We start from the raw sequence: 17,523 nt of genomic DNA, 5'->3' as shown, positions 1-17,523 counted from the left end.
ATCGTTAAGAACACCGGCCGAGGCGTGTGGCTTCCCGCTCCGCAGGTAGATCTCAGCGGGCGAGATGGCGGCTGATGACGAGGCGCTGGATCTGGTTGGTGCCCTCGAAGATCTGCATGATCTTAGCCTCGCGCATGTAGCGCTCGACGCGGAACTCGCGCGTGTAGCCGTACCCGCCGAAGACCTGGACCGCGTCGGTGGTGACCCGCATCGCGGTGTCGGTCGCGACGAGCTTGGCGACACTGGCCTGCCTGCTGTACGGCAGGCCGGCGTCGCGGCGGCGGGCCGCGTCGAGATAGGTCGCCCGGGCGCAGTCCACCCCGGCGGCCATGTCGGCGAGCAGGAACCCGAGCCCCTGATGGTCGATGATCTTCTTGCCGAACGTCTCGCGCTCCTTGGCGTACGCCACGGCCTCGTCGAGCGCGGCCTGGGCGAGGCCGACGGCGCAGGCGGCGATGCCCAGCCTGCCCGAGTCGAGCGCGCCGAAGGCGATGGGCAGGCCCTGCCCCTCCTCGCCGATGAGGCGGTCGGCGTCGATCAGCACGCCGTCCCAGTGGGCGGTGGTGGTGGGGATCGCGTGCAGGCCCATCTTCTCCTCGGGGCGGCCGAAGGTCAGGCCGTCGGCGTGACCGGGGGCGAGGAAGCAGGAGACGCCGCGCTGGCCGGGGCCGGTGCGGGCGAACAGCGCGTAGAAGTCCGCCAGGCCGCCGTGGGTGATCCACGCCTTGGTGCCGGTGATCCGGTAGCCGCCCTCCGTCTTCTCGGCCTTGCAGGTCAGGGCCGCCGCGTCCGACCCGGCCTGGGGCTCCGACAGGCTGTAGCCGCCGATCCGCCGCCCGGCGAGCATGTCGGGCAGCCAGCGCTCCCGCTGCTCCGGCGTGCCGTACACGGCCAGGGGCAGGCACGAGAGCGTGTGGACGCTGACCGCGACCGCGACGGCGGCCCACCGGGCGGCCAGCTCCTCGAGCACCTGCAGATACACCTCGTACGGCTGGCCTCCGCCGCCGTACTCCTCCGGGTAGGGCAGGCCGAGGAGCCCGGCGGCGCCGAGCGTGGCGAACAGGCCCTCGGGATAGGTCTCCGCGCGCTCGTGCTCGTCGACGCGGCGGGCGAGCTCCTTGTCTGCGATCTCACGGGTCAGGTCGATGAGGTCCCGGGCGTCCTCGCCGGGCAGCAGGCGGTCGACGGTCACGATGACTCCTGGAGGAAGGGCTCGTGGGCGGACTCGTGGGCGGGCTCGTTCAGCTCGGCGAGAAGGGTGGCGGCGCGGTCGCGGAACTCCGCGACACGGGCGAGCTTGATGTCCTCATACCCCCGGATCAGGTCCGGCAGGGCGGCGATCTCCGCGACGGCCGCGGCGGTCGCGGGGGTGAGCCGGTCGAGCGCGCGCCGCATCAGCTCGCGATACTCCACGACCAGCGTACGCTCCACCCGGCGGACGGCGGCGTGCCCGAACACGTCGAACGCGGTGCCGCGCAGCACGCGGGCGGCCCGCAGCCCGCGGAACACGACCCCGGCCGACCGGCGCAGCCTGATCTTGCGCTTGAGGCCCATCGCCCGCAGCAGCGGCGGATGCAGCAGCACCGACACGGTGGCCCCGGGGCCGAACTCCCGCTCGCGCCGGGCCCGTTCCACCGGGTCGAGGTGCAGCCGGGCGACCTCGTACTCGTCCTTGTAGGCCATGAGCTTGTGCAGCCCCCGGGCGTACGCGAGCCCGATGCGCGCGCCGGCCTCCTCCCCCGCCCGCTCGGCGGCCAGCGCGGCCACCTCGCGCACGTCCTTTTCGTACGAGCGGGCGTAGGCGGCGTTCTGGTAGCCGGTCAGGTCGGCGATGCGTACGGCGAGGGTCTCCTCCAGCCCGTCGGCGACGGGCGGCGCGGCCGTCTCCTGCCGGGGGAAGCCGGCCCCGAACGCGGCCCGGGACACAGCCGGGAACGCGGCCCGGGACACGGCCTCGTGGTCGATCACGGCGGCGCGCCCCCAGCGGAAGGCGGCCAGGTTCTGCTCCACGGCTGCACTGCTGGAACCACCGTTGAGGCGGATGGCGCTCTCGATCGCGTCGGCCGAGATCGGGATGCAGCCGTGCTGGTAGGCCGCGCCGACGAGCACGAGGTTGGCGGGCATGTGGTCGCCGAACAACGCCTCCGACAGCGCCCCGGCGTCCAGGTGCAGGACGTCCTCCGAGGCGGTGGCCGACGCGATGCGGGCGACCGCGTCCCCGGGCCCGGAGAGCGCGGCGCGGCCGGTGACCATGGCGGCCGTGGGCACGATCGCGGTGTTCACCACGGCGACCGTGCGCCCCGGAGCGGCGACGGCGAGGGTGTCGTCGGCGGCGGCGCCGAGCACGTCGAAGCAGACGAGGACGTCGGCGGTGCCGCGGGCGGCGCGGACCGAGCCGGTGATCGGCCGCGGCGAGATCCGCACGTCGCTGACGACCGGGCCGCCCTTCTGGGCCAGCCCGGTCTGGTCGAGCCCGGCGGCGTGCAGGCCGTCGAGGTGGGCGGCCATCTGCAGGATCTGCGAGACGGTCACCACGCCCGTGCCGCCGATGCCGGGCATCCGCAGCAGCACCGAGCGGTCCGGGAAGCGCGACACGGGCTCGGTCAGCGTCACCGGCGGCGGTCCGGGCACCGGACGCGAAGTCCGGGGACCTGGTTCGACGAGCAGGAACGACGGGCAGTCGCCCTTGAGACAGCTCAGGTCGGAATTGCACGACGCCTGGTGGATGCGGGTCTTGCGGCCGAACTCGGTCTCCACCGGCTGCACGGACAGGCAGGTGGAGGCGTCCCCGCAGTCGCCGCAGCCCTCGCACACCCGCTCGTTGACCACGACCCTGGCCGTCGGCGTGGGCAGTTTGCCGCGTTTACGCAGCCGCCGTTCCTCGGCCGCGCAGCGATCGTCGTGGATCAGCACGGTCACCCCGTCGATCGCGGCGAGCTCCTTCTCCACCTCCGCGAGATCGTCGCGGTGCCGTACGGACGCGATCGGGGCCAGCCGGACGGCGCGGTAGGTCTCCGGCTCCGGCGTGGTGACCACGATCCGGCGCACGCCCTCGGCGGCCAGCGACCGCGTCAGCGCCGGGACATCGAGGCGGCCCTCGGCGCGCTGCCCGCCGGTCATCGCCACGGCGTCGTTGTAGAGCAGCTTGTAGGTCATCGAGACGCCGGCCGCGACGGCGGCACGAATGGCCAGGGAACCGGAGTGGTGGAAGGTGCCGTCACCGAGGTTCTGGGTGAAGTGGCGGTCGGAGGTGAAGGGGGCAAGGCCGAACCACTGGGCGCCCTCGCCTCCCATCTGCGTCATGCCGACCTGCCTGCCGCGCCCGTTCCCGTCCAGGGCGATCATGGCGTGGCAGCCGATGCCCGCGCCCACCAGCGTGTCGTCGGAGGCGCGCGTGGAGGCGTTGTGCGGGCAGCCCGAGCAGAAGTACGGCGTGCGGGCGGCGACCAGCGGGAGCAGACGGCGCTTCTCCCTGCCGGTGGCCGGGCCGCGCGTGAGGACGGCCGCCTGCCGGGGAAGGCGGTCCGGACCGAGGCAGGTGGCGAGCGCCCCGGCCACGTCCTCCGCGCCGAGCGTGCCGCGCGCGGTCAGCAGTTCCCGGCCGAGGACGTCGGGACGCTGACCGGTGTCGTACAGCGCCTGCTTGAGGTGCCCTTCCAGGAACGGCACCTTGTCCTCCACCACGAGCACCCGGTCGAGCCCGTCGGTCATGGCGGCGAGATCGTCGTACGCGAGCGGGAACGGCATGGCGAGCCGGATGAGCCGCAGGCCGAGGTGGTCCATCGCGGCCTCGTCCAGGCCGAGATCGGCGAGCGCGCGCAGGACGACGGCGTAGGAGGTGCCAGACGCGAGCAGGCCCGTCGTGGCCCGCGGCGCGTCGTGGGTCACCCGGTTGAGGCCGTGCGCGCGGGCGTACGCGCGGGCCAGGCCGAGCCTGCGGGTGAGCATGTCGTGCTCGGCCTCCAGCGAGGCCGGGCCGACCAGGGTGGGCGGTGCCCCGCGGTCCACGCGTTCCGGCGCCGGGACGCCGGTGCGGATGGTCTCGCGCAACGCTCCGAGGTCGACGGTGGCGGAGGAGTCGGCGACGTCGGCGACGATCTTCAGCCCGGCCCAGAGGCCGGTGGCCCGCGACAGCGCCACCGCGTGCAGCCCGAGCTCGACGACCTCCGCCACGGAGCCGGGGGCGAGCAGCGGCATCGACAGGCTCTGGCACATCGGCTCACACGAGCTGGGCACGGTCGACGACTTGCTGCCGGGGTCGTCGCCGATCCACGCCACCGCCCCGCCGAGCGGCGCGGTGCCGGCGAGGTTGCCGTGCCGGATCGCGTCGGCGGCCCGGTCGAGGCCCGGGTTCTTTCCGTACCAGAACCCGGTCACCCCCTCGTGCCTGCGGCCCGGCACCTGGGCGAGGAGCTGGGTGCCCGCGACCGCCGTGGCCGCGAGCTCCTCATTGAGGCCGGGCCGGGCCACCACGCCCGCCTCCTCGAGGAACCGCGCGGCCCTGGCCATCTCCAGGTCGACCCCGCCCAGCGGCGAGCCGGGATATCCGGAGACGAAGACCCGGGTGTCCAGCCCGCGCTCCGCGTCGAGGCGGCGCTGCTCCAGCGTCAGCCGTACGAGGGCCTGGACGCCCGAGATCAGCACGGTGCCGCGCTCGGCGGCGTACTTGTCGTCGAGCGTGACGGGAGGCCTGGACACGGCGAACCTCCTGGGGTCGGGGAGTGACCCACAGCACACCAACCCTCTGGGCGTACGCGCAAGCATCACGCGAGAACCGGCCGATAAGACGCAAAAAGATGGAGAAGTCCGCCTCGGGCGGCTACGGTTCTTTGCGTCGGCGCGGGTCGGAGAGGGAGATGCCATGGCGGAGATCGACGACATCGACCACCGGCTGCTGCGCCTGCTGCGCGAGGACGGGCGCAGGACGTTCTCCGAGATGGCCGCCGAGATCGGCCTGTCGGTGGCCGCCGTCAAGCGGCGGGTCGACCGCCTGAGGGAGATCGGCGTCATCACGGGCTTCACCGTGCGGATCGACTACGCCAAGCTCGGCTGGGGCATCGAGGCGTTCACCGAGCTGCGCTATCCGGGCACGACCCCGGTCGGCAAGATCGTCCGTACCGCCACGGACGTGCCGGAGGTGCAGGAGGTGTTCACCATCGCCGGAGACCCGGACGCGCTCATCCACGTCCGGGTCCGCGACCTCGGGCACCTCCAGCAGGTCATCGACCGCCTGCGCCGCGCGGGCGACGTGACCGGCACCAAGACCCTGCTCGTGCTCGGCACGTGGACCCGCGACCTCGGGCCGGTCGAGGACCTCAGTCGTCGTCCTTCCGGTCCTACCGCCCGCTGATGCCGGTGGCGTTCAGGAAGTCGACCAGCGGGCCGTCGGCGATCCTGCCGGCCTGACGCGCCTGCCGGAGCTTGATCAGGATGTCGCGGACGCGCCGCGCGGCCTTGTCGCTCCTGTTTCCTCCCCGGCCTCTGCCCGGGCCTCTGGACATGTCCCTGGCCGTCTTCCTGATCGCCTCGTGGGCGTCGCGGGCCAGCCTCGGCTCGATGCCGCCCCGCCGCTCCTGCTCCTGCAGGGCGTGCTCGAAGGCGGCCAGCCACTCCTGGTAGTTGCGGTAGACGGGGCGTGCGGGCGGCGTGGGAGACGGCTTCGGGGACGGTATCGAGGACGGTTTCGGGGATGGTTCGGAGGATGGCCGTGGTGACGGTGTCCTGGTCGCCCGCGTCGGGCTGGGCGAGACCCTCCCCGGTGACGTCCCGGTGGGGCTGGGCGCCGCGGCCGCGGGCTCCGCCTGCCCTCCGCCGTCGGACAGGGCCGCCACCCCGATCGTGACCACGGCGAGTCCCGCCACCGCAGCGCCGAGCCGGAGGAGCGTGCGCCGCTCGGGCGACATCCCCGCCGTACGGCCCGCCGGGCCGACGGGCGGCGGGGTGTCGAGCAGCGGGGCGTCGAGCAGCGCCGTGTCGCCCGCCCGCGCGCCGCCGGCGTACGGTGCCGGAGGCGGAGCGGGCGTTCCCGCCTCCCACGCCGGCCGTCCGGCCGAAAGGGCGACGGCCGCGAGGATCCGGCGGGCGACCTCGGCGTCGGCGGGCCGGGCGGCGGGGTCCTTGGCCAGCAGCGCCATGATCAGGCGCTCCAGCTCGGCGGGGATGTCGGGCCGGTGCCGGCCGGGCGGCACCGGGGCCTGGTGGATGTGCTGATAAACCAGCTCGGGGGCCGACCCGGTGAACGGGGGGTGCCCGCACAGCAGCTCGTAGCAGACGCACCCCAGCGCGTAGAGATCGCAGGCGGAGCCGCCGCCCCTGCCGTCGATCTGCTCGGGAGCCAGGTAGGCGGCGGTGCCGACGACGGTGCCCACCATGGTCAGCCGCGCCGCCTCGGTCGCCACCTGGGCGACGCCGAAGTCGACCACCTTGAGCAAGCCGCTCGCGGTGAGGTGCAGGTTGGCGGGTTTGACGTCCCGGTGCACGACCCCGGCGCGGTGCGCGGCGTCCAGGCCGGCGGCGGCCTGGCTCATGAGGTGGCACGCCTCCGCCACGCCATAGCTGCCCCGGTCCTGCAGCTCGGCGGCCAGGCTGCGGCCGGTGAGCAGCTCCATCACCAGGTAGGGCCGCGCGTCCTGCTCGCCCACGTCGAGCACCGTCACCACGTTCGGGTGGACGACGCGGGCGGCGGCCCTGGCCTCGCGGGCGAAGCGCTCCCGCGAGGCGACCCCGGCGACCTGCGGCGTGAGGATCTTCACCGCCACGGGACGGTGCGCCCGCAGGTCCCGGCCGCGCCAGACCTCGCCCATCCCGCCCTGGCCGATCAGCTCCTCCAGCTCGTAACGCCCGCCGAGCGTGGACGGCACCACGTCCCGCACCTCCTCATGGCCCTCATGGCCACGCGCGCCCCTGATGATCGGGAGCCAACCTATCCTCTCGGGCAGGCCAGGTGAGAACGGCCGGAACCCCGTGAACAGGACGTGACGGGGCGGCGACTACGCGGGGGTGTCCGCCGGCTGGGCCCGCTGCTCGTGTCGCCGTTCGCCTCGCTGCTCGTGTCGCCTCTCATGGGCGGCGGCGAGGATGAGGTAGGCGCTGGCCGTCCAGGTGTAGGCGCGGTCGCGCAGCCCCTCGCCGGTGCGCGCGTCGAAGTTCTCCGCGAAACCGGACCGCTCGCAGAGCCCGCGGAAACGGGCGCTGATCTCGTCGGCGAGCTCGGCGTGCCCGGCGCGGCGCAGGCCGTCCTCGATGAGCACTGTCGAGGGGGCCCAGATCGGCCCCCGCCAGTAGCCGTCGTCCTGGTAGTGCTCGGACTCGGGGTGCTCGGTGGCGGGCCCGAACGCGGTCAGGTGCGCGGCGATGCGTGCGGCGAGCGCCGTGTGCACCGGCTCGGGGAGCTCGTCGCCGAGCACGATGGGCATGAGGTCGAGCAGGCTGGAGCTCGGCCAGGTGCGCCCGGAGCGCGCTCCACGGGCGACGAAGCGGTCCCCCGTCCACAGCTCGGCGAGCAGCGCGTCGCGCATCCGGTCGGCGGCGCCGGACCAGCGGGCCGCCGCGGACGGGTCCGGGGCGCGGCGGGCCAGCTCGCGCATCTGCAGGACGAGGAACGCGGCCAGGTCGGCGGTCTCCACGACGCGTTCGGGGTCGAAGGTGGTGGCGTTGTCCCAGCCGCTGTCGTTGCCGTGCTGGTAGTGGGGCAGTTCGCGGCCCGGGACGCGCCGCGCCGTGAGCCAGAATCCCGTCCAGCGTTCCAGCAGCCGGTAGACCTTCTCCGGCTCGGCGGCGGGCGGGAGGTGGCGCAGTGCCCAGCCGTGGATGGGCGGCTTGACGAAGTTGTAGAGGATCTCCGAGTGGGTGACGGAGTCGGGCAGCGCGCCCGCCTCGTCCTGGTGGTCGAAGGGCAGCCGGAACTGGTCCCACGCCAGGCCGGGCAGGCCGTCCGCGAGGGCGATGGCGTTGAAGCAGTGGTCCCAGCTCCACACCTTGTCCATCCAGTGCTTGGACATCAGCACGGCCGGCCGGGTGACGAACCCGGCGGGGCGCACGGTCGCCGACCACAGGACGTAGGCGGCCAGCTCGGCCGCGGGCGTCCGGTCGCTGCGCCAGGGGGCGACCGCCGCCGTGAACGCGTCGAACTCGGCCCGCGCCGCCTCGGCCACCCGCTCGAAGTCGTCCGTACGTGTGTAGGGGGCGCGGGCGGTCTCGTACTCCTCGACGGCGATCTCCCACTCGCCGCTCAGCACGACGCCCCGCTCCGCGGTGCCGAGCGCCTGCGTGCCCCGCGCCTCGGCCTGCCCGGCGAGCACCGTCACCCGGTAGCGGCGGCCGGTCTGGTAGACGGTGAAGACGAACGAGCCGTCCGCCGGGTCCTGGTAGAAGTACGGACCGCTGAACGGCGTCAGGACGGGGTCGGCGGCCAGGAGGCTCAGCCCGAGGCCCCGGCCACGCAGCCGCACCGTGTCGGCGTTCTCGTACGCGAGGTCGATCCGGCCGTCCGCGCGGCTCCAGGTGAGCCGGTGGGGCGTGGCTGTGACCTCGCTGTCCGCGGACGGCGCCAGCCGCAGGATCGGATGCATGCCGGTCTGATGGGAGACCAGATGCACGTCCCGCGCGTAGGTGTTCTGGGCGACCACCGGCGAGAAGCCGAACCAGGAGCCGCGATAGCTGAACGGGATTTCCCGCAGGGAGAACACCGGGCCTGAAGCGGCGACGGTCATGAAGAGGGGGTCCCTTCTCGAAAAGAGGCTCAGTCCTTGACGGCGCCGGCGGTGACCCCGGCGGCGACGTAACGCTGAGCGACGATGAGCAGAACGGCGGCCGGGATGGAGGCGACCACGGCGGTGGCCATGATGGCGTTCCACTCCTGGTTGTTGTTGCCGATGTAGTGGTAGATGCCGAGCGTGATCGGCTGGTGGGCGCCGCCCTGGTCGAGGGTGGAGGCGAAGACGAAGTCCGACCAGGCCCACAGGAACGCGAACAGCGACACCGTGATGACCGAGTTGCGGCTGACCGGCAGCACGATCGAGACGAACGTGCGCAGCGCGCCCGCGCCGTCCACCCGGGCCGCCTGCATCAGCTCCTCGGGGATGCCGGACATGAACGTGGCGAGGATCAGCACGGCGAACGGCACCGCGAGGGTGGAGTCGGCCACGATCAGCCCGGGGACGGTGTTGAGCACGCCGGTGCTCAGGAAGATGGCGTAGAAGCCCATCGCCATGATGATCCCCGGGATCATCTGGGCGATGAGCAGCACGAAGCTCAGCACGCCGCCGCCGCGCGGGCGCAGCTTGGCCAGCGAGTATGCCGCGGGCGCCGCGATCACCAGGGTCAGGGCCACGGTGCCCAGCCCGACGACGAGGCTGGTGGCGAGGTAGGGCCCCTGCTGCTCCAGCACCGCGCGGTAGCCGTCCAGCGTGCCGTGCACCGGGAACCAGTAGGGCGGCGACTTGCGCATGTCCTGGTCGCGGGTGAACGAGACGTTGATCATCCAGTAGACGGGGAACAGCATCACGGCCGTCAGCGCCAGCCCGACGGCGGTCTTCAGCCGCCTCATGCCGTGCCCTGCCTTCGCTGCGTACGGATGTAGACGAGGCCGAAGACCAGCGCGATCACGATCAGCAGGTTGCCGACCGCCGCGCCGGGTCCGAAGGACGGCAGCAGGTTGCCGAAGCCGAGCCGGTAGGACCAGGTGGCCAGCGTCGTGGACGCGTCGCTCGGGCCGCCCTTCGTCATGATCCAGATGATGTCGAACACCTTGAGCGTGTAGACCAGCCCGAGCAGCAGCGTGATCGCCGAGACCGGCCGCAGCAGCGGGAACGTCACCCGCCAGAACCGCTGCCAGCCGGTCGCCCCGTCCAGGGCCGCCGCCTCGTGGATGTGGGAGGGGATCGCCTGCAGCCCGCTGTAGAGCACCACCAGGTTGAACGGGATGCCGATCCAGATGTTGGCGATGGTCACCGACCACAGCGACCAGTCCGGCGAGGTCAGCCAGTTGACCGGGCCGACGCCGACCCAGCTCAGGGCCGCGTTGACCACGCCCGACTCGCTGTTGAGCATCCACGACCAGGTCGAGGACGACACGATCAGCGGCAGCAGCCACGGCACCAGGAACAACGCCCGCAGCGTCGCCGACAGCCGGAAGTTGCGGCTGAAGAACACCGCCAGCGCAAGCCCGATGGTGAACTGGAAGGCCAGCGACACCACGGTGAACACCACCGTGTGCCACAGCGCCGGGCCGAAGGTGGCATCGGCGAACACCTTCGCGTAGTTGGCGAACCCCGTGAACGGCGCGTCCCCCTGCACGAACGAACGCACCGTGTAGTTACGCAGGCTCAGATCGACGTTGCGATACAGCGGATAGACGTAGAACGCGAGCAGATAGACGACGACGGGCGCGAGGAACGCCCATGCCGCCCACTGCCCCGTCGCCTGCCTACCCGTTGCCCGCTGCTTTCCAGGCGCCCGCTCCCCTGCCGCCTGCTCTCCCGTAGCCCGCTTTCCTGGAGCCCGCTTTCCTGGAGCCCGCTTTCCTGTTGCCTGCTTTTCTGGCCGGGTGCGCGCCACCGGAGTTCGCGTCAATCGGCTCGTGCTCATTACTGGGTCGCGCTCGCCGCCGTGGCCTGGGCCGCGGTCAGCGCCTCCTGCGGCGACTGCGACCCGCTCATCGCGGCCTGCATCGCCTTCCACATCGGCTCGGAGATCTTCGGATACTTCGTGCCGAGGTTGTCACTGGTGCGGCCCTTGGCCGCCTTGACCGCCTCCACCCACACCTTCAGCTCGGCGTTCTGCTCGACCTGCTTGGCCTGCACGTCCTCCGTCGGCGCGATGTACGACAACGTGGTCGTGGTGGTCAGCGAGTTGTCCGTGCTGGTCAGACAGCTCACGAGCTTCTGCGAGGTGGCATAACGCGCGGTGTCCGACTGCACCGGGATGCTCACGAACTCACCACCGGTCGGAGCGGGCGCGGTGCCGCCGTCCTTGGCGGGGATGGGGATGATGCCGTAGTCGAAGCCGGTCTTCTTGGCGTTGGCGAGCTGCCAGGTGCCGTTCTCCCCGAAGGCGAAGTCACCGGTCGCGAACTCCTGCCAGCTCGTGGTCTGCGTGTTGTTGATGACCGAGGTCGGCGCGTAGCCCTTCTTCACCCAGTCGGCCCACAGCGACAGCGCGGAGACACCCTCGGGCGAGTCCAGTTTCGTGAGGTTCGCGCCCGCGCCCCAGAACCAGGGCAGGAACTGGAAGCTGCCCTCCTCGGTGCCGATGCCCGCGAACGTGATGCCCTTCTTGCCCGCCGCCTTCACCTTCTCCAGCGCCGCCGTCAGCGACGCCCAGTCCTTCACCGACTCCGCGTCCACCCCGGCCTTCTTGAGCACGTCCTTGTTGTAGTAGAGCGCGAGCGTGTTCGCCCCGATCGGGACGCCGTACGTCTTGCCGCCGAGCTGACCGGCCGCCAGCAGGTTCGGCTCGATCGACGCGACGTCGAGATTGTTCTCCTCGGTCGTCGTCAGCACGCCGGCCTCGGCCAGCGTCGAGACCACCGGGTTGTCCACGATCAGCACGTCCGGCGAGTTGCCCTGCTGGGCCGCCAGCAACGCCTTGTTCGTCAGGTCGGTGGTGTCGTAGCCGGTCCGCTTGATGGTCACCCCGGCCTGGGTCCCGCACTGCGTGAGCAGCTTCACCCAGTCGGAGGAGTCGTCGAACTGCGGGTAGGGGTCCCAGATCGTGTAGGTCCCGCCACCGGCGGCCTGGCTCGCACCCGCCGAAGATGCGCCGGTGCCGTCGGGCTGTGACGAACAGGCGGCCAGCCCGGTGGCGGCCGCGAGGACCACCGCACCCATCCCGGCCGCACGCCGGCCGCTCGACCCTGGTCTCATGACGTGACCTCCTAGCGTTACGCGCCTGTTCCCGATCGGAGTCGAATCGGTTCGGCGAATCGGTTCGCCGACGATAGGCCCGCCCCGGTGCACCCGTCAATGGGGTACGCGGCCTGATTTCCGGGACGCCCGCCTGGAGGGAGCGCGCCGACATGATGACGACGATGTGCCGGAGAGGTTTCCGGTGCTTGACCGTTCGCGGCAGCGCCCTTATCGTCCGGTCGAATCGGTGCGCGAATCGATTCGACGCGTCCCGATCCCCGACCTCACTCACCGGGCAGGGGGCCGTCGCGGGTGAGCGCGGCCGGCCGGCGGACAGATCGGCGGACGACTCGGCGCCCCTGCCCGAATGGGACAGCGCATGGCCGTACCCTTGCCCGGGCGAGCACGCAGGCGCACGCCTCGCCCCCTTTCTCGCCCCGTCCGCGTGACGGCCGCGCTCCTCCTCGCCGCCGTGCCGGCGCACGCCCTTCCGGCGGACGGCGCCGCCGAACCGGCACTCGTCCTCCACTACGACTTCGACGGCGACCTGTCGAGCGGCGTCGTCGAGGACCGCTCCCCTCCGGCCTGGACGGGACCCTGTCCAATCCGGGCTCCGCCACGACCGCCGTGGGTCCCGACGGCACGCAGGCCCTGTCACTCCCCGGCGGGCCGACCGACTGAACGACCGCCCCTTCGTGACGATCCCGAACGGCCCGGCATCATCAGATGCGCTGAAGGTGGTCAAGCCGCTCGCCGGCAGCACCGGCGGCGACGTGTACATCTACATGACCGACATCTACCGGAGTTTCCCCTACGAGTGGCCCGGCATGGTTCAGGCCGGGCGGGCCCGTACGCCGTCGAGGGCCATGCCCAGCACCCGCTCGCGCTGATCCTCGTCGACGAACCCGGCTCCGGTGATGCCGGAGACCATCCGCAGGACGTCGTCGAAGGTCACGTCGCCGCGGATCACCCCGGCCTCCCTCGCCCGGTCGAACAGCGGCTGCCCCGCCTCGTACATCGCGACGCGGCTCGACCGCATCATCTCCGAGTCGCGGTTGAGCGCCTCGTAGATGGCCCGTTTGGTGGCCGCGTAGTCCACGAACCGGCGCAGCCAGGCGGCCAGCGCCTCCCACGGCGGCAGGTCGGCGGCCTGCCGCGCGGCGTCGCACAGCTCGTCGATCTCGTCCAGGTAGACGCTGTCGAACAGGTCCTGCCGCGTGGGGAAGTTGCGGTAGAGCGTGCCGATGCCGACGCCGGCGCGCCGGGCGATGTCCTCCAGGGACGCATCCGTCCCGCGCTCGGCGAACGCCTCCCGCGCGGCGGCGAGCAGCGCGTCGAAGTTGCGCCGCGCGTCGGCGCGCTGGGGACGCCGCACCCTCGTCCGGGGGCCTTCGGCCGCCTTCTCGTTCACCGGTCTCCTCCCGAGGTTGAACCGGAGGGTTACCTCCGCTAATGTGGAGGCACGCCTCGACTTTAGCAGGCGGGCATTCGCGTTCGCGTCCCCCCCTGTGTCAACGCCCCCTGATCGTTCGCTTTGTCATGCGCCGTCCCCTCAACCGGGGCGTCGTCACCGGCGCGCCTCGTCGTGCCGGTTCCTCCTGTCGAAGGATCTCGATGTCACGCACCACCTCGCCGCAACGGCTGACCTTCCTCGCATTGGCAGCCGCCGTGGCCTCGTTCTCTCTGCTGCAGTCCCTGGTCAGCCCCGTGCTGTCCACCATCCAGCACGACCTCCACACCAGCCAGAGCGCGGTGACCTGGGTGCTCACCGCCTGGCTGCTGTCCGCGTCCGTCGCCACGCCGCTGCTGGGCCGCATCGCCGACATGATCGGCAAGGACCGCACGCTGCTCGTCGGGCTGGCCGCCATCGCGCTCGGCTGCGTCGTCGCCGCCGTCGCCCCCAACGTCGGCGTGCTGATCATCGCCCGGATCATCCAGGGCCTCGGCGGGGCCGTGTTCCCCGTGTCGTTCGGGATCGTGCGCGACGAGTTCCCCGCCACCCGGGTGCCCTCGATCGTCGGCATCCTGTCGGCCGTCATCGCGGTCGGCGGCGGCGTCGGCATCGTGCTCGCCGGCCCGATCGTGGACGTCGCCGGCTGGCGCTGGCTGTTCTGGATCCCGGCGATCATCGTGGTCGCCACCGCGTTCCTGGCGTACCGCAACGTGCCCCGGTCGCCGGTGCGCACGCCCGGCCGGGTCAACTGGGCGGCCGCGGCGCTGCTGTCCGGATGGCTGGTGGCGCTGCTGGTCCCGCTGAGCGAAGGGTCCGCCTGGGGCTGGGGTTCGGCCGCCGTCGTCGTGCCGCTCGCGGGCGCCGTGGTGCTGTTCGCCGCGTGGATCACGGTCGAGCTGCGCTCCCGCGACCCGCTGATCGACATGCGCATGATGCGGCTCCCGGCCGTGTGGACGACCAACCTGGTGGCCCTGCTGTTCGGCGCCGGGATGTTCGCCTCGTACGCGTTCCTGCCGCAGTTCATGCAGATTCCGGTGGGCGTGACCGGCTACGGATTCGGATCGAGCGTGACCGAGGCCGGGCTGCTGATGCTGCCCATGCTCGTCACGATGGCCGTCGCCGGCACCGTGAGCGGCCCGCTCTCGCGCGTCGCCGGGGTCAAGGCCCAGCTCGTGTGGGGATGCGCGCTCGGCGCGCTGTCGAGCGGCGGCATCGCCCTCTGGCACGACCGGCCCTGGCAGCTCGCCGTCGCGACCGCCGTCTTCGGTCTCGGTCTCGGCCTGGCCTACGCCTCGATGACCAACCTGATCGTGCAGAGCGTGCCGGCCGGCCAGACCGCCGTCGCCGGCGGGATGAACACCAACATCCGCACCATCGGCGGCTCCATCGGCACCGCCGCGATCAGTGCCCTCGTCACCGGCCACCTGCGCCCCGACGGCCTGCCGTACGAGTCGGGCTTCACCACCGCCTTCCTGGTGATGGCCCTGACCCTGGCGGCCACCGTCGCCGTTGCGCTGCTGGTGCCCGGGGCGCGCCGCCGTACGGCGCTCGCCGCCGAGGCGGCCGAGCGGGTCCCGGCGGGCGCGGCGCGCTGAAGATCAAAAGGAGATCATCATGCAGAGGACATGGCTCGTCACCGGCGCCTCCCGGGGCCTGGGACACGCGCTCGCTCACGAGGTGCTCGAACGCGGCGACCGCCTCGTGGCCACCGCCCGGCGGCCGGAACGGCTGGACGACCTCGTCCGTGCCCACGGCGACCGGGTGCGCGCCGTCGCGCTCGACGTCACCGACGCCGCCGCGGCGCAGCGGGCCGTACGGCTGGCCGTCGAGGAGTTCGGCTCGCTGGACGTGCTGGTGAACAACGCGGGGTACGCGAACTCCTCGCCCATCGAGGAGACCTCCGACGAGGACTTCCGGGCGCAGTTCGAGACCAACCTGTTCGGCGTCGTCACCATGACCAGGGCCGCGCTGCCGGTGATGCGCGCGCAGCGGTCAGGTCACATCCTGCAGATCGGCTCGGTGGGCGGCCGGGTCGGGGGCACGCCGGGGCTCGGCGCCTACCAGTCGGCCAAGTTCGCGGTCGAGGGGTTCTCCGAGGTGCTGAACAGCGAGGTCCGCCCGCTGGGGATCACCGTGGTCATCGTCGAGCCCGGCGGGTTCCGTACGGACTGGGGCGGCTCGTCGATGCGCATCCCGCCGGTGGGACCCGACTACGAGCAGACCGTCGGCCGGGTCAACGCCTTCCGGCGCGAGGTGGACGGCGCCCAGCCGGGCGATCCCCGGCGGGCGGCCAGGGTGATCGCCGGGCTGGTCGACGTGGGCGAGCCGCCGCTGCGGCTGCTGCTCGGCTCCGACGCGCTGCGCCTGGCCGAGCAGGCGTCCCGCGCCCGCGCGGCCCAGGCGGAGCGCTGGGCCGCCGTCAGCCGTTCGACCGACTTCGACGGCGTCGTGGGGCTGACCGAGGAGCCGGTCGCCCGCCTGCTCGGGCACGGGTCATCGGCACCCGGGGGACGCTGACGCCTCCTCCGGCAGGGTCAGGACCGCAGCTCGGGGAACTGGTCGTCCCGCCACTCCCCGGACAGCTCGGTGCCGGCCTGCGCGGCGTCGCTCTCCCTGGCCCGCAGCTCGACCCTGCGGATCTTCCCCGAGATGGTCTTGGGCAGCTCGGCGAACTCCAGCCGGCGCACCCGCTGATAGGGCGCGAGCCTCTCACGGGCGTGCCGCAGGATGGCCGCGGCGGTCTCCCGGTTCGGCTCCCAGCCCGCGGCCGGCACCACGTACGCCTTGGGCACGGCGAGCCGGATCGGGTCGGGGGCGGGCACGACCGCCGCCTCCGCGACGGCGGGGTGCTCGATGAGCACGCTCTCCAGCTCGAACGGCGAGATCTTGTAGTCGGACGCCTTGAACACGTCGTCGGTGCGTCCCACGAAGGTGATCGAGCCGTCCGCGTCCCGGACCGCGACGTCGCCGGTGTGGTAGAGGCCCCCGGACATGGCCCCTTCCTCACCGTCCAGATAGCCGGTCATCAGGTTGACCGGGCGGGCGGCCAGATCGAGGCAGATCTCGCCCTCGTCCGCCGGCCGGCCGGTCACCGGATCGACCACGACGACCGGGACACCGGGCAGGGGCCGGCCCATCGAGCCGGCCTTCACGGGGACGCCGGGCGTGTTGGCGATCAGCGCGGTCGTCTCGGTCTGGCCGTACCCGTCGCGGACCGTCAGCCCCCACGCCCGCTCCACCTGGGCGATGACCTCCGGGTTCAGCGGCTCGCCCGCGGCGACCGCCTCCCGCAGGCTGCCCGGGCCGTCGCCGAGGTCGGCCTGGATGAGCATCCGCCAGACCGTGGGCGGCGCGCAGAACGTGGTGACCCCGGCCCGGCGGATCTGCCCGAGCAGGGCGGCGGCGTCGAAGCGGGAGTAGTTGTGCACGAACACCGTCGCCTCGGCGTTCCACGGCGCGAAGAAGCAGCTCCAGGCGTGCTTGGCCCAGCCGGGCGAGCTGATGTTGAGGTGCACGTCGCCCGGCCGCACCCCGACGAAGTACATCGTCGTCAGGTGGCCGACCGGGTAGGACACCTGCGTGTGCCGCACGAGCTTGGGCCTGCTCGTCGTCCCCGAGGTGAAGTAGAGCAGCAGCGGATCGCCGGGCGAGGTCCGGGCCTCGAACGGCTCCGGCTCGGGCGTCGCGTAGGCGTCGCCATAGCGGAGCCACCCGGCCGCCTCGCCCACGCAGACGCGGCCGAACTCTCCCGGCACGCCGTCGAACTTGTGCGTGTCGGCCGCGTTGGCGATGACGTGCCGGACCCGCCCCCGCACCACGCGGTCGGCGAGGTCGGCCGTGCCCAGGGCGGTGGTCGCCGGCATGATCACCGCGCCGAGCTTCATCACCGCCAGCATCGACTCCCACAGCTCGACCTGGTTGCCGAGCATCAGCAGCACGTGGTCGCCCGCGCCCACCCCCTGAGCGGCCAGCCACGCCGCCACCTGGTCGGAGCGGCGGGCCATCTCGTCGAAGGAGTAGCGCCGTCCTCCTCCACGATCCACAGCGCCGTACGCGGGTTTCCCCGGGCGATCGCGTCGAACCAGTCCGTGGCCCAGTTGAACCTGTCGCCGAAGACGGGCCAGGCGAACTCGCGTGCCGCCCGCTCGGGGTCCTCCCTCAAGGAGAGCAGCAGGTCACGGGCTTCCCGGAAGACATGGGTGCTGGTCGTCTCGCTCACGGTGA

Annotated in this window: 11 protein-coding genes and 1 pseudogene; 3 read left to right on the top strand and 9 right to left on the bottom strand. The window is 72.3% G+C overall.

The window, feature by feature from the left end; translation table 11 throughout:
* Window positions 1-52: 52 nt before the first annotated feature.
* Entirely contained in the window at window positions 53-1,192 is a 1,140-nt protein-coding gene (locus OHB01_RS28055) for an acyl-CoA dehydrogenase family protein (RefSeq protein WP_142648402.1), read from the bottom strand.
* Complete coding sequence (locus OHB01_RS28050) at window positions 1,189-4,698, bottom strand: indolepyruvate ferredoxin oxidoreductase family protein (protein ID WP_260617311.1); 3,510 nt, start codon at window positions 4,696-4,698, stop codon at window positions 1,189-1,191. Before OHB01_RS28050 ends, OHB01_RS28055 begins: the two co-directional genes overlap by 4 nt.
* 163 nt (window positions 4,699-4,861) lie before the next feature.
* Between OHB01_RS28050 and OHB01_RS28045 the strand changes: the two genes are divergently transcribed.
* Window positions 4,862-5,350: an Lrp/AsnC family transcriptional regulator gene (locus OHB01_RS28045; protein ID WP_142648401.1), complete on the top strand. Its 489-nt coding sequence runs from the start codon at window positions 4,862-4,864 to the stop codon at window positions 5,348-5,350.
* Here the strand turns inward: OHB01_RS28045 and OHB01_RS28040 are convergent.
* The 6 genes from OHB01_RS28040 to OHB01_RS28015 form a co-directional block, all read right to left on the bottom strand.
* On the bottom strand, window positions 5,337-6,863 hold the full coding sequence (locus OHB01_RS28040) for a serine/threonine-protein kinase (RefSeq protein ID WP_328854196.1): 1,527 nt from the start codon (window positions 6,861-6,863) through the stop codon (window positions 5,337-5,339). The two genes, OHB01_RS28045 and OHB01_RS28040, sit on opposite strands and share 14 nt — an antisense overlap.
* 126 nt (window positions 6,864-6,989) lie before the next feature.
* Entirely contained in the window at window positions 6,990-8,711 is a 1,722-nt protein-coding gene (locus OHB01_RS28035; protein ID WP_328854195.1) for an amylo-alpha-1,6-glucosidase, read from the bottom strand.
* Window positions 8,712-8,740: 29 nt separating this feature from the next.
* Window positions 8,741-9,547 (bottom strand): carbohydrate ABC transporter permease, encoded by an 807-nt coding sequence (locus OHB01_RS28030; RefSeq protein WP_328710161.1) that lies wholly within the window; start codon window positions 9,545-9,547, stop codon window positions 8,741-8,743.
* Window positions 9,544-10,572 carry a sugar ABC transporter permease gene (locus tag OHB01_RS28025; RefSeq protein WP_328854194.1) on the bottom strand — a complete coding sequence of 343 codons (1,029 nt, stop codon included), beginning with the start codon at window positions 10,570-10,572 and terminating at the stop codon, window positions 9,544-9,546. Before OHB01_RS28025 ends, OHB01_RS28030 begins: the two co-directional genes overlap by 4 nt.
* Before the next feature lie 14 nt (window positions 10,573-10,586).
* Window positions 10,587-11,864, bottom strand: a complete 1,278-nt coding sequence (locus OHB01_RS28020; protein WP_328854193.1) for a sugar ABC transporter substrate-binding protein — start codon at window positions 11,862-11,864, stop codon at window positions 10,587-10,589.
* 814 nt (window positions 11,865-12,678) lie between these two features.
* Entirely contained in the window at window positions 12,679-13,257 is a 579-nt protein-coding gene (locus OHB01_RS28015; protein WP_185948994.1) for a TetR/AcrR family transcriptional regulator, read from the bottom strand.
* A 203-nt stretch (window positions 13,258-13,460) separates the two neighbouring features.
* Between OHB01_RS28015 and OHB01_RS28010 the strand changes: the two genes are divergently transcribed.
* Window positions 13,461-14,894: an MFS transporter gene (locus tag OHB01_RS28010; protein ID WP_142648725.1), complete on the top strand. Its 1,434-nt coding sequence runs from the start codon at window positions 13,461-13,463 to the stop codon at window positions 14,892-14,894.
* 19 nt (window positions 14,895-14,913) lie between these two features.
* The gene (locus OHB01_RS28005) at window positions 14,914-15,816 is read left to right on the top strand and encodes an oxidoreductase (protein WP_147945266.1); all 903 of its coding nucleotides are present in this window, start codon (window positions 14,914-14,916) and stop codon (window positions 15,814-15,816) included.
* 17 nt (window positions 15,817-15,833) lie between these two features.
* Here OHB01_RS28005 and OHB01_RS28000 read toward each other — a convergent pair.
* Window positions 15,834-17,518 (bottom strand): annotated as a pseudogene (locus OHB01_RS28000) (AMP-binding protein).
* Window positions 17,519-17,523: the final 5 nt, after the last annotated feature.

This window comes from Microbispora hainanensis (genome assembly GCF_036186745.1).
In the GTDB taxonomy this organism is placed as follows: Bacteria; Actinomycetota; Actinomycetes; order Streptosporangiales; family Streptosporangiaceae; genus Microbispora.
Note: the sequence above shows the minus strand (reverse complement) of the source record. Positions and strands in the feature narration are given on the sequence as shown.